The 24,793-nt window shown below is 72.7% G+C and carries 20 protein-coding genes; 15 read left to right on the plus strand and 5 right to left on the minus strand.

Annotated features, from left to right (window positions below; genetic code table 11):
* Positions 1 to 11: 11 nt before the first annotated feature.
* The 6 genes from QSK34_RS05575 (at position 12) to QSK34_RS05600 (ending at position 5,627) form a co-directional block, all read left to right on the plus strand.
* The gene (locus QSK34_RS05575; RefSeq protein ID WP_285580616.1) at positions 12 to 377 is read left to right on the plus strand and encodes a hypothetical protein; all 366 of its coding nucleotides are present in this window, start codon (positions 12 to 14) and stop codon (positions 375 to 377) included.
* Between the two features lie 79 nt (positions 378 to 456).
* Positions 457 to 1,089 carry a DUF6766 family protein gene (locus tag QSK34_RS05580; RefSeq protein ID WP_285580618.1) on the plus strand — a complete coding sequence of 211 codons (633 nt, stop codon included), beginning with the start codon at positions 457 to 459 and terminating at the stop codon, positions 1,087 to 1,089.
* A gap of 56 nt (positions 1,090 to 1,145) precedes the next feature.
* A complete protein-coding gene (locus tag QSK34_RS05585; protein WP_285580620.1) occupies positions 1,146 to 1,679 on the plus strand; it encodes a PadR family transcriptional regulator in 534 nt (177 codons plus the stop codon).
* Entirely contained in the window at positions 1,676 to 2,425 is a 750-nt protein-coding gene (locus QSK34_RS05590; protein WP_285580622.1) for an ABC transporter ATP-binding protein, read from the plus strand. The genes QSK34_RS05585 and QSK34_RS05590 overlap by 4 nt, the downstream gene beginning before the upstream one ends.
* Positions 2,426 to 2,430: 5 nt before the next feature.
* Positions 2,431 to 4,221 (plus strand): FtsX-like permease family protein, encoded by a 1,791-nt coding sequence (locus tag QSK34_RS05595; protein WP_285580625.1) that lies wholly within the window; start codon positions 2,431 to 2,433, stop codon positions 4,219 to 4,221.
* Between the two features lie 74 nt (positions 4,222 to 4,295).
* Positions 4,296 to 5,627, plus strand: a complete 1,332-nt coding sequence (locus QSK34_RS05600) for a type I glutamate--ammonia ligase (protein ID WP_285580627.1) — start codon at positions 4,296 to 4,298, stop codon at positions 5,625 to 5,627.
* Positions 5,628 to 5,633: 6 nt separating this feature from the next.
* Here the strand turns inward: QSK34_RS05600 and QSK34_RS05605 are convergent, their stop codons facing one another.
* Positions 5,634 to 6,254, minus strand: coding sequence for a DUF998 domain-containing protein (locus QSK34_RS05605; RefSeq protein ID WP_285580629.1), 621 nt, complete (start codon positions 6,252 to 6,254; stop codon positions 5,634 to 5,636).
* A 137-nt stretch (positions 6,255 to 6,391) separates the two neighbouring features.
* Between QSK34_RS05605 and QSK34_RS05610 the strand changes: the two genes are divergently transcribed.
* The 4 genes from QSK34_RS05610 (at position 6,392) to QSK34_RS05625 (ending at position 12,831) form a co-directional block, all read left to right on the plus strand.
* A complete protein-coding gene (locus tag QSK34_RS05610) occupies positions 6,392 to 6,715 on the plus strand; it encodes a YciI family protein (protein WP_161478253.1) in 324 nt (107 codons plus the stop codon).
* The gene (locus QSK34_RS05615; RefSeq protein ID WP_285580632.1) at positions 6,712 to 8,592 is read left to right on the plus strand and encodes a DUF6596 domain-containing protein; all 1,881 of its coding nucleotides are present in this window, start codon (positions 6,712 to 6,714) and stop codon (positions 8,590 to 8,592) included. Before QSK34_RS05610 ends, QSK34_RS05615 begins: the two co-directional genes overlap by 4 nt.
* A gap of 80 nt (positions 8,593 to 8,672) precedes the next feature.
* Positions 8,673 to 9,116: a CBS domain-containing protein gene (locus QSK34_RS05620; RefSeq protein WP_161478251.1), complete on the plus strand. Its 444-nt coding sequence runs from the start codon at positions 8,673 to 8,675 to the stop codon at positions 9,114 to 9,116.
* A gap of 49 nt (positions 9,117 to 9,165) precedes the next feature.
* Positions 9,166 to 12,831 carry an FHA domain-containing protein gene (locus QSK34_RS05625; RefSeq protein WP_285580634.1) on the plus strand — a complete coding sequence of 1,222 codons (3,666 nt, stop codon included), beginning with the start codon at positions 9,166 to 9,168 and terminating at the stop codon, positions 12,829 to 12,831.
* A 6-nt stretch (positions 12,832 to 12,837) separates the two neighbouring features.
* Here the strand turns inward: QSK34_RS05625 and QSK34_RS05630 are convergent, their stop codons facing one another.
* Positions 12,838 to 14,169, minus strand: coding sequence for a S41 family peptidase (locus QSK34_RS05630; protein WP_285580636.1), 1,332 nt, complete (start codon positions 14,167 to 14,169; stop codon positions 12,838 to 12,840).
* An 87-nt stretch (positions 14,170 to 14,256) separates the two neighbouring features.
* Between QSK34_RS05630 and QSK34_RS05635 the strand changes: the two genes are divergently transcribed.
* Together QSK34_RS05635 and QSK34_RS05640 are read left to right on the plus strand one after the other, a co-directional pair.
* Positions 14,257 to 14,910 carry a response regulator transcription factor gene (locus QSK34_RS05635; protein ID WP_285580640.1) on the plus strand — a complete coding sequence of 218 codons (654 nt, stop codon included), beginning with the start codon at positions 14,257 to 14,259 and terminating at the stop codon, positions 14,908 to 14,910.
* The gene (locus tag QSK34_RS05640) at positions 14,907 to 15,971 is read left to right on the plus strand and encodes a sensor histidine kinase (protein WP_285580644.1); all 1,065 of its coding nucleotides are present in this window, start codon (positions 14,907 to 14,909) and stop codon (positions 15,969 to 15,971) included. Before QSK34_RS05635 ends, QSK34_RS05640 begins: the two co-directional genes overlap by 4 nt.
* On the opposite strand, the gene QSK34_RS05645 is transcribed toward QSK34_RS05640, so the two are convergent.
* Entirely contained in the window at positions 15,964 to 16,566 is a 603-nt protein-coding gene (locus tag QSK34_RS05645) for a class I SAM-dependent methyltransferase (RefSeq protein WP_285580648.1), read from the minus strand. The genes QSK34_RS05640 and QSK34_RS05645 overlap by 8 nt on opposite strands.
* Positions 16,567 to 16,914: 348 nt before the next feature.
* On the opposite strand from QSK34_RS05645, the gene ctaD reads away from it, so the two are divergent.
* Complete coding sequence (gene ctaD / locus QSK34_RS05650) at positions 16,915 to 18,573, plus strand: aa3-type cytochrome oxidase subunit I (RefSeq protein ID WP_285580652.1); 1,659 nt, start codon at positions 16,915 to 16,917, stop codon at positions 18,571 to 18,573.
* 210 nt (positions 18,574 to 18,783) lie between these two features.
* On the opposite strand, the gene QSK34_RS05655 is transcribed toward ctaD, so the two are convergent.
* On the minus strand, positions 18,784 to 19,458 hold the full coding sequence (locus tag QSK34_RS05655; protein WP_285580655.1) for a VOC family protein: 675 nt from the start codon (positions 19,456 to 19,458) through the stop codon (positions 18,784 to 18,786).
* A 227-nt stretch (positions 19,459 to 19,685) separates the two neighbouring features.
* Between QSK34_RS05655 and QSK34_RS05660 the strand changes: the two genes are divergently transcribed.
* On the plus strand, positions 19,686 to 23,036 hold the full coding sequence (locus QSK34_RS05660) for a beta-L-arabinofuranosidase domain-containing protein (RefSeq protein ID WP_285580658.1): 3,351 nt from the start codon (positions 19,686 to 19,688) through the stop codon (positions 23,034 to 23,036).
* The gene (locus QSK34_RS05665) at positions 23,033 to 24,196 is read left to right on the plus strand and encodes a cytochrome P450 (protein ID WP_285580669.1); all 1,164 of its coding nucleotides are present in this window, start codon (positions 23,033 to 23,035) and stop codon (positions 24,194 to 24,196) included. Before QSK34_RS05660 ends, QSK34_RS05665 begins: the two co-directional genes overlap by 4 nt.
* Here QSK34_RS05665 and QSK34_RS05670 read toward each other — a convergent pair.
* The gene (locus tag QSK34_RS05670) at positions 24,193 to 24,792 is read right to left on the minus strand and encodes a TetR/AcrR family transcriptional regulator (protein ID WP_285580675.1); all 600 of its coding nucleotides are present in this window, start codon (positions 24,790 to 24,792) and stop codon (positions 24,193 to 24,195) included. The genes QSK34_RS05665 and QSK34_RS05670 overlap by 4 nt on opposite strands.
* Position 24,793: the final 1 nt, after the last annotated feature.

The following is a 24,793-nucleotide window of genomic DNA, read 5'->3' on the forward strand; positions in this document are numbered from 1 at the left end:
TCCTCGTCTACGTGCTGAAATACGTGATGGGACTCGCACTGCCGGTCAGCGCCTGCGCCGCCGGGGGCGGGCCGGCCGTCGAGGAGGCCGCGGGGCGCTTCTTCGCCGCCGTGGCCGCCGGGCAGGGGGCGGCGGCGTGCGCGCTGCTCACCGACGCCGCGGCCAGGAGCCTGCCCGAGCCGTGCGCCACCAGCGTCCTGGACGCCGGACTGCGCGGCGGCCCGGCCGAGGAGGTCGCCGTGTGGGGGTCGGAGGCCCAGCTGCGGCTCCCGGAGGACACCGTCTTCCTGCATCGCGGACCGGACGGCTGGCGGGTGCGCGGGGCGGGCTGCCGCCCCCAGGGCGACCGCCCCTACGACTGCGCGGTGTCCGGCTGATGCGCACCATGTTCACCCTGACCGTCGCGATCATCGTGGTCGGCCTGGCCTACTTCCTGCTCATCGGGTTCCTGCGCCGATGATCCGCCGCAACGGGCTGAGCCTGTTCTTCCTGGTCGTCTTCGTGCTGGCGCTGGCCGGGCAGTCGTTCGCCGGCCTCGGCGCCTACAACGACGACCAGCTCGGCTCCGGCGGCGACCCCGTCTCCTGGGGCGCCTACGTCACCTCGGCCGACTTCGTGGTGGACGTCGCGGAGAACTGGCAGTCGGAGTACCTCCAGTTCCTGCTGTTCATCGTGATCACCGTGTGGCTGGTTCAGCGCGGCTCCCCGGAGTCGAAGACCGGTGAGCAGGGTGACGAGGTGCGGCCGGGCAGCCCGCGATGGGCCCGCGTCGGGGGCCTGCGGAACATGCTGTTCGCCAACTCGCTCGGCCTCGTGATGGGCGTGACCTTCGTGTTGTCCTGGTACGCCCAGTCGGTCGCCGGCACCGCCGCCTACAACCGCGAACAACTCTCCCAGCTCCAGGATCCGGTGACCTGGCCCGAATACGTGGCCTCGCCCGACTTCTGGGACCGCACGCTGCAGAACTGGCAGTCGGAGTTCCTGGCGGTGCTCTCGATGGTCGCCCTGTCGATCTACCTGCGCCAGCGCGAGTCGCCCGAGTCCAAGCCCGTCGGCGCCCCGCACGAGGAGACCGGCACCGACACCTGAGTTTGACGTGCCCATTACCTGACCGCTATTCATTACCTAGCCGTTAGGGGTGGTGCATGCAGGACGCGATACTGGCGATGCTCGCCAAGGAGCCGTCGCACGGCTACGACCTCGGCCTGCGGCTGCGGCGTGCCCTCGGCCCGCTGGGCGGGTCGATGAACGCGGGCCAGGTCTACGTGACGCTGGCCCGGCTGGAGAAGGCGGGCCTGGTCGTCCACGAACGGTCCGAGGAGTCGCCCGCCCGCCCCGACCGCAAGGTCTACGCCCTCACCGAGGCCGGGCACGAGCGGGTGACCGCGTGGCTGGGCGAGGTGAACCGGCCCAAGCCCGACCTGGTCGAGTTCCACCTCAAGCTGGCCGCGGCGAGCGCGTCCCGGCTGGCCGACCCGGTCGAGCTCGTCGACACGCAGCGCCGCGAACTGCTGCGCCGCCTGGCCGAGACGCAGCGGGCGGTGCTCGCCGAGCCCGAGGGCTCCACCGGCGGCCTGCTGCTCGAAGGCATCGCGTTGCGGCTGCAGGCCGACCTGCGCTGGCTGGAGGCCTGCGAACGGGTCTGGTCGAGGGCCGGGCAGGAATTCGGGGACGCATGAACGTGCTGCAGGTCCGTGATCTGGTCAAACGGCACGGCCGGAAGGAGAGCCTGGTCCGCGCCGTCGACGGGGTCGACCTCGACGTGCCGGCCGGGCAGATGCTCGCGGTGATGGGGCCGAGCGGCTGCGGGAAATCGACGCTGCTGCATCTGATGGGCGGCCTCGAACGGCCCACCGGCGGGCAGGTGTGGCTGGCCGGGGAGCGCATCGACACCGTGGGCGAGCGGGCCCTGGCCCGGCTGCGCCGCCGGTCGGTCGGGTTCGTCTTCCAGTCCTTCCACCTGGTGGAGGAGCTGACGGCGGCCGAGAACGTCGAACTGCCGGTGCTGCTGGCCGGCGGCTCGCCGAGGGCCGCCAGGCGGCGGGCCCGGCACCTGCTCGACCAGGTCGGGCTGGACCATCGGGCCCGCCACCTGCCGTGGAAGTTGTCGGGGGGAGAGCGGCAGCGGGTGGCCGTGGCCCGCGCCCTGGCCAACGAGCCGCTGGTGGTGCTGGCCGACGAGCCCACCGGCAACCTCGACACCGCCGCCACCAACGAGGTGCTGCGGTTGTTCGCCGACCTGCGCGCCATGGGCCAGACCCTCGTCCTGGTCACCCACGACGGCCGGGTCGCGGCCACCGCCGACCGGCTGATCTCGATGCGCGACGGGGCCTTCGTCGAGGACACCTGGCTGGCCGGGCACACCGGTCACACGGGTCACACGGGTCACGGGCGGTTCGACGGCCTGTTCGCGATGGGGGACTGACCGCCGTGGGCCGTGTCCTTCTCGTGTTCCGCCTCGTGCTGGGCGACCTGCGCCGGCATCCCGGCCCGGCCGTGCTGCTCGTGTTGTCGACGCTCGTCGCGACCGCCGTGCTGAGCCTGGGCATGTCGCTGCCCGGGGCGACCGAGCGGCTCTACCTCCAGACCCGCGCCGCGACGGCCGGGCCCGACGTGGTCGTGGTGGCCCCCGGAACGAGCCGGGCGGCCGACGCCGCGCTGAGGTCGCTGGAGAACGTGCCGGGGGTGGCGGCCCGCAGCCGGACGTACCGGACCTTCTTCACGCCGATCACCACGTCCGGCGGCGAGGTGCGCGCGGCCGTCCTCGGGGCCGACGCGAAGCCCGGCCCGATCGACCGGCCGCTGGTGACGTCGGGGGCCTGGGTCCGCCCCGGCGGCGTGGTGGTCGAACGGGGCTTCGCCGGGGCGCTGCGCCTGCGCGTCGGCGACCGTGTCACCGTCGGCGGCCGGTCGTTCCCGGTGGTCGGCATCGCCGTGACGGCCGCGCGCATGGTCTATCCGTGGGCGACGATGGGCGGCCCCGACGGCGGGCCCAGCGACCGGTCGGGCCTGGTCTGGCTGCACGAACGCGACACCCGGACGCTGGCCGAGGCCGACGTCCCGGCGGCCTCCCTCGTCTACCTGCGGCTGCGCGACCCGGCCGCGACCGCGGCCTTCCGGGCCGTCTACCACGAGGCCCACGACCTCGCGGTCCGGCTGAACGCCTTCACCTGGCCGGTCATCGCCTTCCAGGACGCGGTCTACCTCCGCGACGGCCAGCCGATCCTGATCGTCGGCGGCTGGCTGCTCAGCTTCATGGCCGTCGCCGGGCTGACCACCCTGGCCGCCGGGCGCGCCGCCGGGCAGATCCGCCGGGCCGGGCTGCTCAAGGTCGTGGGCGCGACCCCGGGCCTCGTCGCCGTCGTCCTGCTGACCGAACACCTCGCCCTGGCGCTGCTGGCCGACGCGGCGGGCCTGACGGTCACGCGGCTGGTCGCCCCGCTCGTCGTCAACCCCAGCGGCAGCCTGCTCACCACCGACGCCGGGCCGAGCGGCCCGGTCGTCGCGATGACGACCGTCGTCGCCGTCGGCGTGGCGGTGCTGACCGCCCTCGCCCCGGCTGTCAGGGCCCTGCGCACCGACGCCGTGGCCACGCTCTCACCGGCCGTCCGCCGCCCCGACCACCTGGTCCTGCTCAGCCGGCTGGCCGGGCTGCTGCCGGTGCCGCTGCTGCTCGGGCTGCGTCTCCTCGCCCGCCGTCCCGGCCGCGCCCTGCTGCACGCGGGCGGCACGGCGACCACGGCCGTCGGCCTGACCGTCCTGCTGATGGTGGACGCCCAGCCCGACCGGGGCTGGGACCTGGGCGGCGTCACCATGGCCGACCTGATGGACGACCGGTCCCGCCTGCTCCTGCTGGGCGTCATCACGGCGATGGTCACCCTCGCGGTGGTGAACACCCTCACCATGACCTGGACGACCGCGACGGAGTCCCGGGCCACCATGGCCGTCGCCCGCACCCTCGGCGCGACGCCGGGACAGGTCACCGCGGGCCTGGCCACCGCCCAGCTGCTGCCGACCCTGCCCGGTGCGCTGGCCGGCATCCCGTTGGGCCTGTTCGCACAGTGGTTCTTCGGCCACCAGAACCCGCCGCAACCGCCTGCCCCGGCGTTGTGGCTTATCCCGCCCGTCCTGCTGCTGGGCACCGCCGTCCTCGCGGCGCTGCCCGCGTGGGTCTCGGCCCGCCGGTCGGTGGCCGAGACCCTCAGGGCCGAGGCCGCCTGACACGTGCGGTCTCTTCACCGTTTCTTCGCCGTGCCCGGGGACTTCGCACCCGGGTTCCCGGAGAGGAATTCAGGGTGCGGCAAACGGCGGAGCGGCTGGCGGAGGACGGGGTCGTGGGCCTCATCGTGGCCTGGGCCGACAACAACGGCATCCCGCGGTCCCGGACCATCCCGATCGAGCAGGTCCCGCTCGCGGCCGAGCGCGGCGTCGGCGTCAGCCCGCTGTTCGCGGTCTTCGATACGCACGACGGGATCACCTACGGGCCTCCGGGACTGAGCACGCCGTCGGGAGACGTGCGGCTCGTCCCGGTCGCCGAGCGGATCGTCCGGCTGGCCGGGCAGCCCGGCTTCGCCTGGGCGCCCGGCCGCCAGATGAACGCCGACGGCTCCTTCTGGCCCTACGACCAGCGCGGGGTGCTGGAACGGCAGGTCGAGGCGGCCGCACGGGCCGGGCTGGAGTTCCGGGCGGGCTACGAGCTGGAGTTCCGCCTCAGCCGGGAGGACGGCCCCCTCGCGGTCGCCGGCCCCTCCTACAGCCCGCGCCTGATGCTGGAGGTCGACGGGTTCGCCGCCCAGGTGATGGGCGACCTGCGCGCCAACGGCGTCGAGATCGGCCAGCTGCACGCCGAATACGGCCCCGCGCAGTTCGAGCTCAACATCGCCCCCGCCGACCCGGTCACCGCCGCCGACCTTCAGCTGCTCACCCGCCAGACCGTGCACGCCGCCGCCCGCGCGCACGGCCTGCGGGCCTGCTTCGCCCCGCTGACCGACGGCGCGCGCGTCGGCAACGGCTGGCACCTGCACACCTCCGTCACCCGCGACGGCGTCAACCTCCTGTCGGGCGGCGACGGCCCGCACGGCCTGACCGCCGACGGGGCCGCCTACCTGGCCGGGCTGCTGCGCGACCTGCCGTCCATCGCGGCGATCACCGCCCCCAGCGTCGCCTCCCTGCTCCGCCTGCGGCCCGGCTTCTTCTCCAGCGCCTACGCCTTCTGGGGCGTGGAGAACCGCGAGGCCGCGCTGCGGTTCGTGCCGTCGACCGACCTGCTGGGGGCCGCCCACGCGAACGTGGAGCTCAAGCCCTCCGACGCCTCCGCCAACCCCTACCTGTCGCTGGCCGTCGTCATCGCCGCGGGCCTGGCCGGCATCGCTGACGGCCTCGTGCCCCCGCCGCCCGTCCAGGAGGACCCGGGCCCGTGGACCGACGAGCGGCGCGCGGCGGCGGGCATCCACCGCCTGCCCGCGACATTCGAGGAGCAGCACGCGGCGCTGAACGGCGGCCTGGCCCGCGCGGTCCTGGGCGAGGAGCTCTTCGGCGCCTTCACCGTCGTGCGCGCCGCCGACCACGCCTGGGCCGAGGGCAGGCCGGTTGACGAGGTGATCGCCGCCCACCTGTGGAGGTACTGAGAACCGCTACCTCCGACCCATGAGGGCCGTCTCGGCGGCGACCCACGCGATCCAGAGCATCGCCGTGATCGCGCCGACCGCCAGCGTCAGCGATCCCCCCGTGCCCCCGCCCATCGCCCACAGGTTCCCCAGGAGCAGGGCCGTCCCGGCGACCCGCGAGGCGACGGCCCGGCCGCGCGCGCCTTCGCGGGAGAACCGGCGGCCCAGTACGTAGCAGGCGGCGATCAGTGACAGGAAGGTGACCGACCCGGCGGCCAGGTGGCCGATCCCGGCGGGTCCCATGGCCCCCGGCCCGGCCGGGGTCCCGGCGGGGAAGCCGTCCGCGGGATCCATGACGAGGGCCCCTGCGGCGATCATCCCGGCCCCGGCGACCGCGACCAGCCGGGGCGCCCAGCCGCCGTCGAGCGCCCGGCGCAGTCCGGCGGCCCCGAGGAGCAGCAGGATCCCGCCGACGACGAAGTTGGCGATCTGCAGCCAGCCGAGCGAGCCGGTGCTCAGCAGGCTGAGCGGGTGGCGGGTCAGGTCGAAGCCCTCGCGCGTGGCGGCCTGGGCCAGCGACACCGCCGACCAGAGCGGTCCGGCGACGGCGGCGCAGAGGAGCAGAGCGCGGGTGGTGGACGTGGTCATCGGAGCCTCTTCCGTTCGGGGGAGTCGAGTCACCCCGGACGTCGACGATGCGATATGACAGGGAATGCCGTCCGTTCCCTGTCACATCCGTGAATCGACGTACAGGCACAGACACCGGACGACGAACGGAGACCGAGATGCGTTACCTGCTGCTGAGCCTGGCCGACGAGAACACCCCCGCCCCCGACGAGAAGCTGTTCGCCGAGATGGGCGCCTTCATCGAGGAGATGAGCGCCAAGGGCGTGCTGCTGGCCACCGGCGGCCTGGAGCCCGGCGGGCTGCGGATGACCTCCTCGGGGGAGGAGTTCACCGTGACCGACGGGCCGTTCACCGAGGCCAAGGAGGTCGCCGTCGGCTTCGCCCTGGTGGAGGTGCGGTCGCGGGACGAGGTGCTCGAACTGGCCCGCCGCTTCCGCCGGATCGTCGGTGACGGGGTCAGCGAGATCCGCAGAGTCCAGTGATCGACGCCGTCTGGAGGCTGGAGTCGGCGAAGATCATCGCCGCGCTGACCCGGCTGGTCGGCGACGTCGGCCTGGCCGAGGAGTTCGCCCAGGACGCCCTGGTCGCCGCGATGGAGCAGTGGCCCGCCGAGGGAATGCCCGGCAACCCCGGCGCCTGGCTGATGTCCGTGGCCAGGCGCCGGGCGATCGACCACATCCGGGCCGAGCGGCGGCACGACCTCACCCACGGCCGGCTGGCCCACGACCTGCGCCAGGGCGACACCACCGGACAGGACGACCGGGACGACACGCTGCGGCTGATGTTCCTGTCCTGCCACCCGGTGCTGCCGCCCCCGGCGCGGGTCGCGCTCACCCTGAAGCTGCTCGGCGGGCTGACGAACGCGGAGATCGCCCGCGCGTTCCTCACCGGCGAGCAGGTGATCGCCCGGCGGATCGCCGACGCCAAGCGCACGCTGGCCGAGCACCGGGTGGGCTTCGACCTGCCCGGCCCGGCGGAGGCGGCGGAGCGGCTCGCCTCGGTGCTGGAGGTCGTCTACCTGATCTTCAACGAGGGGTACGCGGCGGCCTCCGGCGACGACCTGATGCGCCCCGGCCTCACCCTGGAGGCGCTGCGCCTCGGCGGGATGCTGGCCGAGGCGGCTCCGCAGTCGGAGGTCTGGGGCCTGCTCGCCCTCATGGAGATCCAGACCTCCCGGGCGGACGCCCGCACCGGCCCCTCGGGCGAGCCGATCCCGCTGCACGAGCAGAACCGGGGCCGCTGGGACCGGCTGCGCATCCGCCGGGGGTTCGCCGCGATGTTGCGGGCCCGCGAACTCGGCGGCCCTCCCGGCCCTTATCTGCTCCAGGCCGCCATCGCGGTCTGCCACGCCCAGGCGCCGTCGGCCGAGGAGACCGACTGGGACCAGATCGTCTCCCTCTACGAACTGCTCGTCCGGCTGACCCCGACACCCGTCGTGCGGCTCAACCGGGCGGTGGCCGTCGGCATGGCCCGGGGCCCGCGGGCGGGTCTCGACCTGACCGAGGACCTGACCGCCGACCCGGCGCTGCGCGACTACCACCTGCTCCCGGCCGTGCGCGCCGACCTGCTGCTGCGCCTGGGCCGCGCCGAGGCGGCCCGGCGGGAGTTCCTGCGGGCGGCGGCGCTGGCCGACAACGCCGCCGAACGCGCCTTCCTGGAACGGCGCGCCGCCGCGATCCCGGCGGCCGAGCCCGAAGGAGCCTTGCTCGGCCCGGCCGTGGCCGCGTTCCTCGCCGGACGACTGGGCGCGACGGCCCGCTCCTACGGGCAGACGCTAGGGCGGCTCCGCACGGCCCTCGGCGAGCACACCCCGGTGGCGAAGCTGACCCCCGCCGAGACGGCCCGCGTGGTGACCGCGGCCTGGGGCGGCACGGCGGCCCGGACGTGGAACCGGCACCTGGCGGCGCTGCGCTCCTTCTGCGCGCAGGCCGGGCGGCCCGACCTGGCCGCGGAGCTGGTGCGACGGCCCGAGCCCCGGCCGGAGGCCCGGCCCGCCCCGGTCTGGCGCGACACGGACGCGGCGCTCCGGGAGCGGGCCCTGTGGTGGCTGCTGCACGAGTCGGCCGCCCCGGTGACCCGGGTGCTGGCCCTGAACGTCGAGGACCTCGACCTGGACGACCGCAGGTCCCGTACCGGGATCACCTGGCGCTCCCGGACCGCCGCGCTGCTCCCGGACCTCATCGGCGACCGCACCCGCGGCCCGCTGTTCCTCTCCGGCCGCCGCCCCGCGCCCGCCCGCGCGCCCGCCGAGGGCGACCTGTGCCCGCACACCGGCCGCCGCCGGTTGTCCTACGAGCGCGCCGAGCACCTCTTCAAAACGGCCACCGGCCACACCCTGAGTGCACTTCGCCTGACCTGAAAAGTCAGGACGAATCCCCACCTGTACACCCGAAAATCCCCGATTTACACTCCGGGAGACTGATCGGAAGGTGGCCCGGCATGCTGGTCAGCGACGTCATGACGGCGTTCCCGGCGCACATCAGGCTCGGCTCGACCATCAGACGGGCGGCCGAGGTGGTGAGCGTCTCGGAGGTCGGCCAGCTCATGGTCATCGACCATGACGGCCGGTTCGCCGGTTCACTGTCCGAAGAGGATCTGGTGCGGGCCATGCTGCCCGGCTTCGACGACGTGACCGCCGGCGGCGGCACCCTCGCCGACGCGTTCCGGATCTTCCTGGAGAAGGGCCGCGCGCTCGCCGACCGGGTCATCGACCCGCTCGTCGTGCGTGACACGGCCACCGTGAGCCCGGCCGACGAACTGGCCAGGGCCGCCGTCGTGATGATCGAGCGCGGCATCCGCAGGCTGCCCGTCGTCGATGGGGGGAATCTCGTGGGCACGCTGTCCCGCGCCGACCTGTGCCGTGCGGTGATCTACCATTCCTGAGCTGCGCCTGACCCTCACCGACCGGCACACCCGGGCCACCAGCCAGCGGGTGTGCACCCTGCCGGTCACCCTCGGCCGCGACGCCGGCGCGGCGGCCGTGGTGCTCGACGACGGCGCCGTCTCGCGGCGGCACGCGCGGCTCGAATGGGACGACGGCCAACTGGCCCTCACCGACCTCGGCAGCTCCAACGGCACCTTCGTCAACGACGTCAGGATCACCCGGCGCCTGCTCGCCGCGGGCGACCGCGTCCGCATCGGCCGCTACGAGCTGACCTGGGCGTTCGTCGACCCCGACCGCACGACCACCCTCGACGCCAATCAGCTCACCATGGTGCGCCCGGTCGGGCCGCCCCGGGTCGCCGCCCGCCGCGTGGTGGAGGCGGCCGAGGCGTTCAACCGGCGGGCCGGGCACGAACTCGACGGGTTCCTGTCCTTCGCCCACGGGTTCCTCCCCGCCGAGCCGCCCCTGCTCGCCTTCCCCGAGACCCACCGGGCCTGGGACGAGATGACCAGCCGGTTGCCCGAGCTGTTCCGCCGGCTCTCGCTGCGGCGGGCCTTCGACGCGATGCCGGTGCTCGACGCCCGGCCCGAGGCGCTGCCCGACCGCTACCTGCTGCGCGCCTCGACGATGCTCGGGGTGTTCGCGCACGCCTACCAGTACATGGCCGTCGACCCGCCGAGGGCGCTGCCCGACTCGCTGCTGCTGCCGTGGACGACGGTGTCGCGGCGGCTGGGCAAGAAGACGCCCGCCGTGTCGTACATCGACCTGTTCTTCTACAACTGGCGGTTGCGCGACCCGGCCGGGCCGCGGGTGCTCGACAACCTGGACCTGCTCGTGCCGACCTGGGACAACGCGGCCGAACGGGTCTTCTACCTGGTCACCACCGAGTTCGCGATGGGGCTCACGCCCGTGCTGGGCGCCATGGTCGAGGCGCAGGAGGCCGCCGTGGCCGACGATCCGGCCGCCTTGGAGCGTTCCCTGCTGGTGATCCTCGACCGGCTCCGGTACGTCACCCAGGTCGTCTATCCCCAGATCGACCCCAACCCCCGGGGCCGCAGCCCGCTCGACCAGGTGCTCTGGGCCAAGACGGTCGGCACGGCCGGCGTGCCGATCTTCGACGGCGCGCCCAGCCCGAGCGGCACCGCCCAGCCGCAGGTCCACGCGATCGACGCGTTCCTGGAACGGCGCGAGTACGGCTCGATGGTCGGGCGGCAGAGCACCTACCTGGCCGGCTTCTTCCCCCGGCATTGGAAGGAGCTGGTGGCCGCGCTCCGCGAGGTGTCGGTGCGCCAGTACGTCGAGGACACCCGCGACAGCACCCTGCGCGGCGTCTACAACGCCGTGCTGGACGCCTACGTGGGCGACCGCGGCTGGATGGGGCTGCACCGCATCAAGGCCTACGGCTTCCTGGAGGTCGCCTTCAAGGTCGGCCGCCAGGTGACGACCGGCGCCCGCTTCACCGGCCTGTTCAAGGACCGGACCTGGGACAAGGTCGACGGCGAGCTGGCCACCGTCCGGGAGGAGCGCCGCCCGCCGGTGGGCGCGCCCGTGGTGTTCGGGACCGCCCGAAGGGGCCGCGTCGTCACCGGGCAGTCCGGCGCCTGGACGTGCTACCTGGACATCGACGTCACCGGGCAGGGCGTGCACCACCTGCCGGGCGACCGGGTCGGCGTGCTGGCCGAGAACGACGACGACCTCGTGCGCCGCACCGTCGCCGCACTCCAGGCGACCGGCGACGAACTGGTGCCGCTCACCCCCGAGTGGCGGACGGCGGTGGCCGGCCGGGCCGGGTTCGGCGAGGTCGACGTGCTCCCGCTCCGGACGCTGCTGCGCTTCGCCCGCCTGCGGCCCATCGGCCGCGAGGTGGCCAAACGGCTCATCAGGCGGACGGCCGTCGGCGCCTGGCAGCGCGTCGTGGACGCCCGCATGGAAGACCAGTGGGAGCTCTGGGACGTCCTCAACCTGCTCTACGCGGGCGGCTACGACGTCACCCGCCTGTGGAAGGCCGACCTCCGGGAGAAGGACGCCTTCTGCCGGATGATCCCGCCCGAGCCGTTCCGCCTCTACTCGATCGCCTCCGCCCCGCCGCCCGGCGAGGCCGCCACCACGTTGCGGCTCGTGGTCGCCGGGCTCGGCTACACCTCCGCCCGCACCCCCTGGTCCTACGCCCGCGAACGGCGCGGCACGGCCTCCCACTTCCTGCGCCGCGCCGCCCAGGAGGGCCGCCGCCACCTGTCGCTCCGGATCGTGCCGACGCCCAGGTTCCGGCTGCCCGCCGACCCCGGCCGGCCCGTCGTGATGTTCGCCGCCGGTTCCGGCGTCGCGCCGTTCCTCGGGTTCGCCGCCGCCCGCACCGGACCGGGGGAGAACCGGCTCTACCTGGGAATCCGGTCGCCGGAGGAGTTCGTCCACCACCCCGACCTGGAGACCGCGGCGGCCGAGGGCCGCCTGCGCCTGTCGGTCGCGTTCTCCCGCGCCGACGCCGGGGTCGCCTTCGACGGCACGCGCCACGTCGTCGGGGCCGGGCGGCGCCGCCGGGTCGACGACGTGATCCGGGCCGAGGCCGACGACCTGTGGGCGCTGCTCGAACGCGGCGCGCACGTCTACGTGTGCGGCAGCGCGCGGTTCGCCGTCGCCGTGCTCGACGCGCTCGCGGAGATCGTGCCCGGCGACGGCCGGGAGTTCCTCCGGCGGCTGACCGCCGACGGGCGGCTGAGCCAGGACGTCTTCACCACCTACCTGGGCCACGCGCAGCAGGGCCCCCGCTTCGAGGTGTCGGAGCTGGCCCGGCACACCACCGCCGAGGCCGGTTACTGGATGGCGATCGGCGGGGCCGTCTTCGACGTCGGCGAGTTCCTGCACCTGCACATCGGCGGGCCGCACATCGTCCGCAACCACGTGGGGCTCGACGCGACGGCGGCGTACCGGAAGATCCTGCACCACGCGCACGCCGAGATCGACGCGCAGCTCGCGATGTACCAGATCGGCCACCTGCGGCGGCTGGAGTTCGGCGCTAAGTGGGGCGTGGTGCTCACCGAGGAGGGGCTGCGGGCGCTGCCGCTGGAGGAGCTGTTCCGGACCTGGGTCCGGTTCGTCTACCTGCTGGTCGGCATGGAGAACGCGCTGACCGCCGACTACGCCTTCACCACCATGGCGGCCACCGCGGGCGAGGACCCGGCCGAGCTGACGCCGTTCAAGGCGCAGTTCGTCGTCGAGGCCCACCGCCGGTTCCTGGTCAGCTACCTCGACGGGGTGCTCGGCGACGACCTGCGCACCCTGTGGCAGCTCACCGCCGGCTTCTGCGACCCCCACCTGGACCTCCGCTCCTACGACGCCGACCTGGCGGCCCTGACGGCCCGGCCGGAGACCACGCTGGTCCGGACCACCGTGTCGGCCGTCAGGGAGCTCGACTTCACCCGCGTCGCCACGTTGTGCCGGGCCTACGCCCACCACGACGTCCGCCTGCTCCGCGACCTGAAGGCCGCGGTCCTGGAGGGCCTGCGGGCGTTCGAGACCCACGAGGCCGACGTCGTCGAGCGGGCGGGGGCCACGCTGCTGAACGCGGTCGGCGAGGCGCTCGGCGCGGTCGCGGCCTACTACCGGCGCCTGGCCGACCTGACCCGCGCCCAGGGCGTCACCCCCGACGACGCCGCCGCCGACACGATCCCGCCCGACCGGGGCATCCCGGGCCACGGCGGCCCGCTCCCCGTCTGAGGAACCTCAGCCGTTCAAAAGGGACAGCGCCTTGCGCAGAGCGGGGTCGCGGCCGGTCGCCAGGTCCAGCGCGGTCATGGGGGCGTGGTGGTCGGCCGGGACGCCGACCGTGTCGATGATCTCCTTCCCGGGGCCGAGATGGCGTACGGACGGCAGCGCCACGATGCTGCCGTCGCCGAGCAGCCACGCGGAGGCCGGCCCCGACACGGCGCCCGCCGTGCGGGTGCCCACGGTGGGGGCGATCCCGTTGCCCTGGACGGCCGCGCTGAAGTCCTCGCACGCCGAGGCGCACCGCCGGTCGGTCAGGACGACGAGCCGGGCGCCGAGCAGGGGCACGCTGTCGTCGGTCCGGTTGGGCGTGCACGAGCCGTCGTACCCGCAGAAGTGGCTGGTGACCTTGCCGTGGGCGAACGCGCCGAGCAGTCTGACGACCTCCCTGGGGGAGCCGCCGCCGTTGCCGCGCAGGTCGAGCACGACCTTCTTCGGCCCGCCGCGCAGCGCCGCGATCACCTCGTCGGCGGCGCCTTCGTAGAAGCCGGGGAGGCGCACGTACCGGACCCCGGAGACGTCCCTGACCCGCAGGGTGCGTGCCGGAGGCGTCAGCGGGCCCTCGGTGAGCCGCACCGTGCGCACCCTGCCGGTCGTGGGCCGTTTCAGGGTGATCGTGAACGACGGCTGCTGCACCTGCTCGACCAGCAGCGGGTTCAGCGTCTCGCCGACCCAGACGGGCACCCCGTCGATCGCCTGCACGATGTCGCCGGGCCGGATGCCCGCCTTGTCGGCCGGGCTGCCCTCGACGACGTCGGTGAGGAAGAACGGCGGCCGGGCCGCCGGATCGAGGCCCGGCCCGCTGATCCCCGACGCCCCCACGATGCCGGTCCCCACGGGGCCGCCGTCACGTGGTGGACGGGGCGTGTCGTGCCGGGCGTGGTTGTCGCGCAGCCCCGCGACCATGCCCCCGATGGCGGCGCGCAGCGCCACCGGGTCGCCCGTGCCGAGCATGCGGGCCGCGGCGGCCCAGTCGGCCTCGCGGTCCCCGGTCAGCGCGGGCAGCCGCAGTCCCGCGACGTCGGCCCCGCGCTTCTGCAGGTTCCGCGTGTACGCCGCGAACGCGTCCTTCAGCAGGTCCTGGGTGCGCAGCCCGGGTCCGCCGTAGTAGTGGTCGAGCACGCAGAAGAACGCCTGCCCGAGCGTGTCGACCGACGTCGGGGGAGGGGAGGCGGGCGGCGGTCCCGTCATGCGGGTGCACGCCGGAGGGGCGGCCGCCGCCGGTGCGGCGGCGGCCAGGGGCACGGTCAGGAGGGCGGCGAGGGCCGCCGCGGCCAGAGGCTTGGTCATACGGCCGAATGTCGCGGGCCGGGCGTTGCACGGCCGTGAACGAGGACGCTAACGCCGCTGTAACCCCGCGCCCGGTAGGAACGGGGCATGCGAGTCTTGGTGGTGGAGGACGAGCGCGACCTGGCCGACCTCGTCGGCGAGGGGCTGCGCCGGCACGCGATGGCCGTCGACGTCGTCTACGACGGCGCCGCCGCGGCCGAACGCCTCGGGGTGCACGACTACGACGTGGTCGTGCTCGACCGCGACCTGCCCGACGTGCACGGCGACGAGATCTGCCGCGACCTGGCCGCACGCGGCGGCCGCACCCGCATCCTGATGCTGACGGCGGCGGCCTCGGTCCCCGAGCGGGTGGCGGGCCTCGGCCTGGGCGCCGACGACTACCTGTGCAAACCCTTCGACTACGCCGAACTGGTGGCCCGGGTGCGCACTCTCGGGCGGCGCAGCCGCGAACCGGTGCCGCCGGTGCTGACCCGCCACGGGATCGTGCTCGACACCCGGCGCGTGCAGGCCGCCAGGGACGGACGGCACCTGCACCTGTCGCTGAAGGAGTTCGCCGTCCTGGAGGCGCTGCTCCGCGCCGAGGGCGCCGTCGTCAGCGCCGAACGCCTGCTGGAGCTGGCCTGGGACGAACACGCCGACCCGTTCACGACGGTCGTGCGGGTCGTGGTCAGCCGGCTGCGGGGCAAACTCGGCGACCCGCCGTGCATCCGGACCGTGCCCGGAGCGGGGTACACGTTGTGAGGACGATCCGGACCCGGCTCGCGCTCACCTACACGGGACTCGTCCTGCTGACGGCCGTCGTGCTGCTGGCGAGCGTCAACCTGTCGCTGCACCACCGGCTCAGCGTCGGCGCGCGCCCCCCGGCGCCCGATGCCCCCGTCCCGGGCCGGCCGCCCGCCGGACCGCCGCCGCCTGCACCGCGCCTCCTGGAGGAGGTCGTCACCTACCAGTGGGAGGTGACCGGCGTGGCCATCGTCGCGATGACCCTGGTCTCGCTCGCCGTCGGCTGGTTCTTCGCCGGGCGCATGCTGCGGCCGGTCCACCGCATCACCGCGACGGCCCGCCGCCTGTCGTTGTCGAACCTGCACGAGCGCATCTCGCTGACCGGCCCGCGGGACGAACTGCGCGAGCTGGCCGACACCTTCGACGAGATGCTGGCCCGGCTGGAACGCTCGGTCGAGGGGCAGCGCCGCTTCATCGCCACCGCCTCCCACGAGCTGCGCACGCCGCTGGCCGTCCAGCGCGCCGCGATCGAGATCGGCCTGCCCGACGACGTCGGCCCGGTCAAGGACAAGCTGCTGGCCGCCAACCGGCGCAGCGAGCGCCTCATCGACGCCCTGCTGACGCTCGCCCAGGCCGAGCACGGGATCGAGGCGCCGGAGGAGGTCGAGCTGTCGGAGGTGGTCCGGCTCGCGGTGGCCGAGCTCGACCACGGCGACGTCACCGTGACCGTGACGGCCGAGCCCTGCGCCGTCCTCGGCGACCGGACGCTGCTGCACCGCCTGGTGACCAACCTCGCGGGCAACGCCGTGCGCCACAACGTGCCCGGCGGCACCGCGCGGGTCACCCTGACCGGCGACGGCGTGCTGCGGGTCGCCAACACCGGCCCCCACGTGCCGCCCGAGCGGTTCGGCGACCTGTTCGCCCCGTTCCGGCGCATCGGCACGACCCGTACGCAGGGCGCCGGCCTGGGCCTGTCGATCGCCGCCGCCATCGCCCGCGCCCACGGCGCCCCGATGGAGGCGCGCCCCAACCCGGGCGGCGGGCTGGAGCTCCTCGCCCGCTTCCCGGCCGTCAGCTGACGGGCTGCCGGTCGGCCACCCCGAACCGGGACATCACCCGCGACAACACGGCCGACTGGTCGCCCGAGACGCCGCCGGCCCGGTCCCAGACCCCGCCGGCCAGCAGGTACCTCTCCCCGTCCACGAAGGCGGTGCCGGCCTGCGACATGGCGTCGATCCGGCTCCGGACGTGGGGCCGGCGGGAGAACTCGCCCATCCGCAGCGGCAGCACCATCCAGCTCGTCAGCGTGTACCCGCAGTCGCGGGCGTGCTCCAGCACGGAACAGGGGTCGGCGTACGACGAGATCATCATGAGCACCGTGTCGAACCCGGCCGACAGGATGCGTTTGCTGATGGCCGCGCCCGAGTGCCCGCCCGACAGGTGCGGAAAGGCCGGCCGCTCCTCCGGATGGGGGAGATAAGGCGGGTTGGCGACCACGCAGCGCCGTTTCTCCCACGGGTGGAGGCCGGTGAAGAAATCGCCGTGCCGGACCTCATAACGCCCGGTCAGGCCGGTTCGGTGGATCAGTTCGCGGGCGGACGCGGCGGACGTCTCGTCGAGTTCGAAACCGCGCATCCGGCCCTGGAAATCGATGCGCTGAATGGCGCTCACCATGGCCTGACCGGAGCCGGCGCCGAATTCGTGAACGTGTCTTATCGCAGGTCGGCGGGTGAGGAGTTCCTCAACGCAGAGCCCGTAGAATTCCGACTCCTCGTGATCATAAAAGGCGAGCATCCACGCTCCTCGATTACTCGAATCGGCGATTCATCTCGACTTACCCGAGTTCCCGGTGGTCATGTCACACGCGCGGAGAATTCTCCCGTCAACGCTAAATCCGGGAGGCGGCAAAAACGTGGACAAGTTATGCGCGACGGGCCGCCGGGTATTTTCTCGTCGGCCGAATCAGAGTGCCGTTCATCGTCCGGAGCGGGCCGTCCCGCATGACAGACAGGTGCGCTGCCCATGGCCGTCCAAGAGCCGATCACCTCTCCGCTCGCTCCCGTCAAACGGGGCAAGGGCACGGTCATCGTGTCGTGGCTGACCACGACCGACCACAAGGTGATCGGTTACATGTACCTGATCTCCGCGTTCTTCTTCTTCCTGGTCGCCGGGATCATGGCGCTGCTCATCCGGGCGGAGCTGGCCCATCCGGGCCTCCAGATCGTCTCCAACGAGCAGTACAACCGCCTGTTCACGCTGCACGGCACGCTGATGCTGCTGCTGTTCGCCACCCCGCTGTTCGCCGGGTTCGCCAACGTCGTCATGCCGCTGCAGATCGGCGCGCCCGACGTGGCCTTCCCCCGGCTGAACGCGGTCAGCTTCTGGTTGTTCCTGTTCGGCGGCCTGGGGGTGACCGCGAGCCTGTTCAACGCCGAGGGCGCCCCGTCGTTCGGCTGGACGGGCTACACGCCGCTGTCGACCGGGCCGTTCAGCCCGGAGATGGGCGGCGACCTGTGGATCATGGGCCTGGTGCTCTCGGGGCTCGGCACGATCCTGGGCGCGGTCAACTTCATCACCACGATCATCACCATGCGGGCGCCCGGCATGACCATGTTCCGGATGCCGATCTTCACCTGGAACATCCTGCTGACCAGCGTGCTCGTGCTGATCGCGTTCCCGGTGCTGGCGGCGGCGCTGCTGGTGCTGGAGGCCGACCGGCGGCTGGGCGCGCACGTCTTCGACGCCGAGGTCGGCGGCGCGATGTTGTGGCAGCACCTGTTCTGGTTCTTCGGCCACCCCGAGGTCTACATCGTGGCGCTGCCCTTCTTCGGCATCGTCACCGAGATCATCCCGGTGTTCAGCCGCAAGCCGCTGTTCGGCTACGTCGGCCTGGTCGGTGCGACCATCTCGATCACCGGCCTGTCGGTCACCGTCTGGGCGCACCACATGTTCGCCACCGGGCGGGTGCTGCTGCCGTTCTTCTCGTTCATGTCGTTCCTGATCGCGGTGCCGACCGGGGTGAAGTTCTTCAACTGGATCGGCACGATGTGGCGCGGCCACCTGTCGTTCGAGCCGCCGATGTTGTTCGCGGTCGGCTTCCTGGTGACGTTCCTGTTCGGCGGGATCACGGGCGTCATCCTGGCCAGCCCGCCGCTCGACTTCCAGGCCCACGACTCCTACTTCGTGGTGGCGCACTTCCACTACGTGCTGTTCGGCACGGTCGTGTTCGCCATGTTCGGCGGCTTCTACTTCTGGTGGCCCAAGTGGACCGGCCGCATGCTCGACTTCCGGCTGGGCCGCTGGCACTTCTGGCCGCTGTTCATCGGCTTCCACACCACGTTCCTGGTGCAGCACTGGCTGGGCATCTCGGGCATGCCGCGACGGTACGCCGACTACAGCGCCGTCGACGGCTTCACCACCCTGAACGTGGTCTCCTCGGTCGGCGCGTTCATCCTCGGCGTCTCGACGCTGCCGTTCCTGTTCAACGTCTGGTACACCGCCAAGTACGCGCCGAGGGTCGACGTCGACGACCCGTGGGGCTTCGGCAACAGCCTGGAGTGGACGACGTCGTGCCCGCCGCCCCGCCACAACTTCCACCGCATCCCGCCCATCAGGTCGGAGCGGCCGGCGTTCGACCTCAAGTACCCCCACGTCACCCGGCGCGGGATCCCCAGTGGATGACGAGCGTGTGCTGGCCGAGATGGCCCGCCGTCTCCGCGAGGACGACCGCGCCTTCGCGGCGCGCATCGACCGGCTGAACGCCACCTGCGCCGAGATGGCGCGGGGGCGTTTCCAGTGGGAGGTGGGCCGGACCGAGATGACGCTGATCGTGCTGGCCACGATCCTGGCCGCCGTGCTGATGGGCGCGGTGACCGTCATGGTCCACCACGATCAGCCGAGCACGCAGAACTCGTTGCCGTCGGGGTCGGCCATGAGCACCCGGCCCTCGGCGGCGCCGAGCCGGGTCGCCCCGAGGGCGACCAGCCGGTCGATCTCCACCTGGGCGAGGTCGAAGTGCAACCGGTTCTTCCCGGTCTTCACCGGCAGCGGCGGGCCGCCCCACGTGATCTTCGGGCCGCCGTGCGGCGACCGGATCGCGGTCTCCTCGTTCTGGTCCCACACCAGCGGCCAGCCCAGGGCCGCGCTCCAGAAGTAGCCGACGGCCTGCGACCCGTCGCAGGCCAGCGCCCCGATGAACCCGCACTCGGCGAGGAAGGTGTTGGTCGCCTCGGTGACGCAGAACTCGTTGCCCTCGGGGTCGGCGAGCACGACGTGCTCCTCCTCGGGGAGCTGCCCGATGTCGATGTGCCGGGCGCCCAGCGCGAGCGCCCGGGCCACGGTGGCCTGCTGCTCCTCGTCGGTGTCGCTGGTGAGGTCGAAGTGCATGGGGTTCTGCCGGGTCTTGGGCTCCGAGGTCGGCAGGAACCGCAGGCGGAAGCCGGTGTCGTCGGCGGGCAGCAGCGTGGTGTCGCCGTCCGCCTTCCAGCCGAGGAATTCGCCCCAGAACCGGGCGAGCGCGGGTGGGTCGTGCGCGTCGATGCAGAGCGCGGCGAGCTGAGGGGTCATCCGGCCCACGCTAGACGCGGGGAATGCGGTGGTTCCACTGGATTTCGTCCATCTGTAACGCATCGGTAACGGTTGAACACGCCGCTCTGGTGCCTTCTTTGTGTGAACGCTAACAATCTCAGGAGATATCCCCTCGGCTGAGCGGTGTTCTAGCTGTGTTAGCGCTAACAATCGAGGGTCGAGCTGGCAAGGAAGGGAAGGCCATGACGGCATCCGAGAAGTCAGGAATGAGCCGCCGCACCTTCGTGCGGACGTCGGCCTTGGGGGTGGCGTTAGCCGCGACGACCACCGGCGTGCAGTCGGGGACGGCCGAGGCCGCGACCGTGAACGTCACCGAGTCCGTGGCCGGGATCCCCTACGTCGGCGCCGGGAGCAACACCGCCGTCAGGCCGTTCCGGCTGCACGAGATCAGCCTGAAGACCGGTCTGCTGCAGGAGAAGCGCGACCGGATGAAGGCGTTCCTGCAGGCGTTCGACGAACGCCGGTTCCTCTTCCTGTTCAACAACCAGGCGGGCCGGCCGAACCCCGCGGGCGTGACCGCTCCCGGCGGCTGGGAGGACGGCGGCCTGCTGAGCGGCCACTGGGCCGGTCACTACATGAGCGCCCTGGCCCAGGCCCACGCCGACCAGGGGGAGGCGGTCTACAAGACCAAGCTCGACTGGATGGTCAACGAGCTGGGCGCCTGCCAGGACGCCATCACCGCCCGCATGACCGCCCCCGAGAACCCCGAGGAGCCCGAGGCGCCGCCCATCGGCCGCGTGGCCGGGAAGTTCGGCAACGCCCTGAAGCTCAACGGCGGCGGCACCGCCGAGCACGTCAAACTGCCGCAGGAGGCGGTGTCCCAGCTCACCGACTTCACGATCGCGACCTGGGTCAACCTCGCCGCCGCGCAGAACTGGAGCCGGGTCTTCGACTTCGGCCAGAGCACCGCGGTCAACATGTTCCTCACCGCCCGTGCCGGCGTCACCGGCAACCCGCCCCGGTTCGCCATCACCACCACGGGCAGCGGCGGCGAGCAGCAGATCAACGGCACGACCGCGATCCCGACCGGCCAGTGGGTGCACCTGGCCGTCACCCTCTCGGGCACCGTCGGCACCCTGTACGTCAACGGCGCCGTCGCCGGCACCAACCCGAACATGACCCTCAACCCGACCAGCCTCGGCGTGCCCGGCAACGTCTGGATCGGCCGCTCGGCCTACGGCGACGCGATGCTCAACGCGAGCGTCGACGAGTTCCACATCTTCGACCGCGCCCTGAGCGCCGCCGAGATCACCTCGCTCCAGACCTCCGCCGCGGGCACCACGGGCGGCGGCAACATCGCCTGGTACCGGTTCGACGAGACCGACGGCGCCTCCGCGCTCGACTCCTCGCCCAACAACCGCCCCGCCGGCATCGTCGCCGTCCCGCAGCCGGGCGGGCAGCTCTGGAAGCCCGTCTACGCCGGGTACCTCGGGGCCATCCCGGAGGACGCCGTCATCCGCGTCGGCCCGCCCCGCTACGCCCAGTACGGCGGCAACGCCGCCACCAACGTGTGGGCGCCCTGGTACACCCAGCACAAGATCATTCGCGGGCTGCTGGACGCGTACACGCTGACCGGCAACACCAAGGCCCGCGACATCGCCGTGAAGATGGCCGACTGGGCGCACAACGCCCTGAGCACCGGCGACAAGAACCACCCGAACTACGCGGGCCCGATCACCCGCGACAACCTCAACCTGATGTGGGACACCTACATCGCCGGCGAGCTGGGCGGCGCCAACGAGGTGTTCGCCGAGATCCACGCGCTGACCGGCGACCCCAAGCACCTGGAGACGGCCAAGTTCTTCGACAACCGCGAGTCCCTCTTCGGCGCGACCGTCGAGAACCGCGACATCCTCACGGTCACCAACCCGCTCGCCTACGGCCGCAGGCGACCCGCCCGCCTGCACGTCAACCAGCACGTGCCCGGCTTCTCGGGCTACCTGCGCATCTTCGAGCAGGGCGGCGGCGACGACTACCTGACGGCCGCGAAGAACTTCTTCGGCATGCTGGTCCCGCACCGCATGTTCTCCCACGGCGGCCTCGGCGGTAACTACCCGGGCTCCAACAACAACATCGAGATGTTCCAGAACCGGGACAACATCGCCAACGCGATCGCCCAGGGCGGCGCCGAGACGTGCTCGATCTACAACGTCGCCAAGCTGGCCCGGAACCTGTTCTTCCACACCCAGGACCCGGCCTACATGGACTACTACGAGCGGGCGATGTTCAACCAGCTCGCCGGCTCGCGGGCCGACTCGGCCAGTACGGCCAACCCGCAGGTCACCTACTTCCAGCCGCTGACCCCCGGCGCGGGCAAGTCCTACGGCAACACCGGCACCTGCTGCGGCGGCACCGGCCTGGAGATCCACACCAAGTACCAGGAGGCGACCTACTTCAAGTCGGCCGACGGCTCGGCCCTGTGGGTCAACCAGTTCGTGCCCTCGACCGTGACGTGGACCGAGAAGAACTTCACGTTGACCCAGGAGACGAACTTCCCGCGCCAGGCCGGCACCAAGCTGACCGTCACCGGCGGCGGTCAGCTGGCCCTCAAGCTGCGGGTGCCCAAGTGGGCCGTCAAGGGCTACTCGGTGAAGGTCAACGGGGTGCTCCAGCTGCTGCAGACCCCGGTCCCGGGCACCTACGTGACCCTGACCCGCAACTGGGGCGCCGGCGACGTCATCGAGATCTCGATGCCCTTCTCCATCCGGATCGAGCGCGCCATCGACCGCCCCGACACCCAGTCGATCATGTGGGGCCCGCTGCTCATGCCGATCCTCGGCAACCCCGGCGGCGGCGCCTACCGCGAGCTGACCCTCTACCGCCACCTCAAGCGCGACGGCGACTACGCGCGGGCGGCCATCACGGCGAACGGCGTGACCGCGGCCGGCGACCCGCTGTTCACCACGGGCGGCTTCACCCTCCGTCCCTGGTACGTCGGCGACACCCAGGCCCACTCGGCCTACTTCCGCCGGGTCGAGCCGAAGATCGTGTTCGGCGACGTGGACTCGGGCGTGCCGAACGTGAAGCGCGACGACGGCCTGCCCAACTACGACGTGCCGGTCACCGGGATCGTCTCACCCGGCACCGACGGCCTGACCTTCCTGGACGTGCTCTGGGACCAGGCCCCGTTCGCGACGCACGCCGCGTTCATGGCGAAGGTCAACTCGACGGCCGACGCGTTCGTGGCGGCCGGGCTGCTGACCGCCGCGCAGAAGACCGCGATCGTCGCCGCCGCCGACAGCGCGCGGGCCCAGCTCGCGCCCGGAGCGGAGCTCCCGGCCACGGTCACCGCCGAGGCCCGGTTCATCGGCGGTTCGGCCTACCTGGCCGTCCGCGTGGTGAACGACCACGACGCCCCCGTCGACGTCGTGGTGGAGACCGCCCACGGCTCGAAGTCCTTCACCGGCGTCGCGCCGTGCAAGTCGGCGTTCCAGCAGTTCCCGGTCCGCGCCGCGTCACTGCCCGCCGGTGAGGTCACGGTGTCCGTCACCGGAACCGTCGAGGGGGACGTGGTCACGACCGAGATCGTCAGGCAGTACGCCGCCACGTCCCGATGATCACGGAAGAGTTCGGGCTCTCGGAGCTCTGGGAGCCCGCCACCCGCCGCGACCCGCACGCGTTCTACGCGCGCGTGCGGGCCGCGGGCCGGCCGGTTCCGCAGGTCGACCCGGCGGGGAACCGGTTCTGGGTGGTGGCCCGGCACGCCGACGTCCTGGCGGGACTGCGGCACCCGGAGATCGGCCACCGGCTCCCCGGTGCCCTGCCCGAGGAGGGGGAGGCCGAGCGGATCGCGGCCCGGCAGCTCATCTCCCTCGACCCGCCCGACCACACCCGGCTGCGCGGGCTGGTGGGCAGGGCGTTCACGGCCCGGACGGTGGCACGTCTGGAGCCGTGGATCGCCGAGGTCGCCGACCGGCTGGTCGCCCGCGCGCGGGAGCTGGGCTCCTTCGACGGCGTGGCCGACCTGGCCGACCCGCTGCCGGTCAACGTCATCGCCCAGCTCGTCGGGGTGCCCGAGGACGACCGGCCGATGTTCCGCGCCTGGTCGGCGACGATCGTCTCCGGCTCCGATCGGGACGGCTCGGCCACGCTGGCCTTCGCCGCCTACGTCGACGACCTGGCCGCCCGCCGCCGGGCCGACCCGGCCGACGACCTGCTCTCGGGGCTGGTGGCCCTGGAGGCGGACGGCGACGCCCTCGACCGCGACGAACTGGTCGCGATGATCCAGCTCCTGCTGATCGCCGGTCAGGAGACCACGGTCGACGTCGTCGTCAACGGGATCCGGCTGCTGCTCACGCACCCGGAGCAGTGGCGGGACCTCCGCGACGACCCGGCGCTGGCGGAGGCGGCCGTGGAGGAGACGCTGCGTTTCCGCGGCCCGGTCGAGATCGTGCCGCCCCGGTTCGCCTTCCGCGACCTCGGCCTGGCCGGGGGCGTGATCCCGGCCCACGAGCGGGTGGCCCTGTCGCTCTGGGGCGCCAACCGCGACCCGGAGGTCTTCGCCGACCCCGACGTGTTCGACGTCCACCGGTCCGACGTGCACCGCCACCTGGCGTTCGGACACGGGATCCACTTCTGCCTGGGCGCGGCGCTGGGCCGCCTGGAGGCCCGGATCATGCTCGACCGCGTCGCCCGCGGACTCGGCACGCTGCGCCTCGCGGCCGACCCCGGAGACGCCTTCCGCCTCCATCACGGAGGCCTGCCGCTGACCCTCTAATCTCCCGATCCGAGGGCGCGCAGGCAGAAGGCCGAGACGAACTCCTCGGCCTCCTCCAGGGTCCGGCCGCCCTCGGTCAGCGGGATGCGTTCGGACCCGAGGACCGCCAGCACCGCTCGTGCCGACGCCTCGACGTCGGCGGTCTGGAACTCGCCCGAGTCGACGCCGGTCTGGATGATCTCCCGCAGGATCGCCTGCATCGGCGCGACGTGGGCGGCCAGCCGCTGGTAGGCGTCGGGCCCGAGGGTGGCCGACAGGTCGGCGGCCCCCGGGTGGGGGTGGGCGACCAGGCCGGTGAGCTGGAGCCGGACGAACGCGCGCAGCCGGACCGACGGCGAGGCGTCGGCGGGCAGGTCGCGGGCGTAGCTCTCGACGAAGTAGTGGGTCACCCGCTCGGTGAAGGCCAGCAGCAGCGCGGTCTTGTCGGGGAAGTAGTTGTAGAGGACGGTGCGGGTGATGCCGGCCTCGGCCGCCAGCTCGGTCATCGAGATCGCGTCGATGCCCTGCCTGCGGGCCAGCCGCGCGATGGCCTCCAGGATCTTCTCCTGGGTCTGGGCGCGGTGCTCGCCGATCGTGGCGGCCGAGATGCGCGGCACG

The organism is Herbidospora sp. NBRC 101105, from assembly GCF_030269205.1.
Taxonomy (GTDB): domain Bacteria; phylum Actinomycetota; class Actinomycetes; order Streptosporangiales; family Streptosporangiaceae; genus Herbidospora; species Herbidospora solisilvae.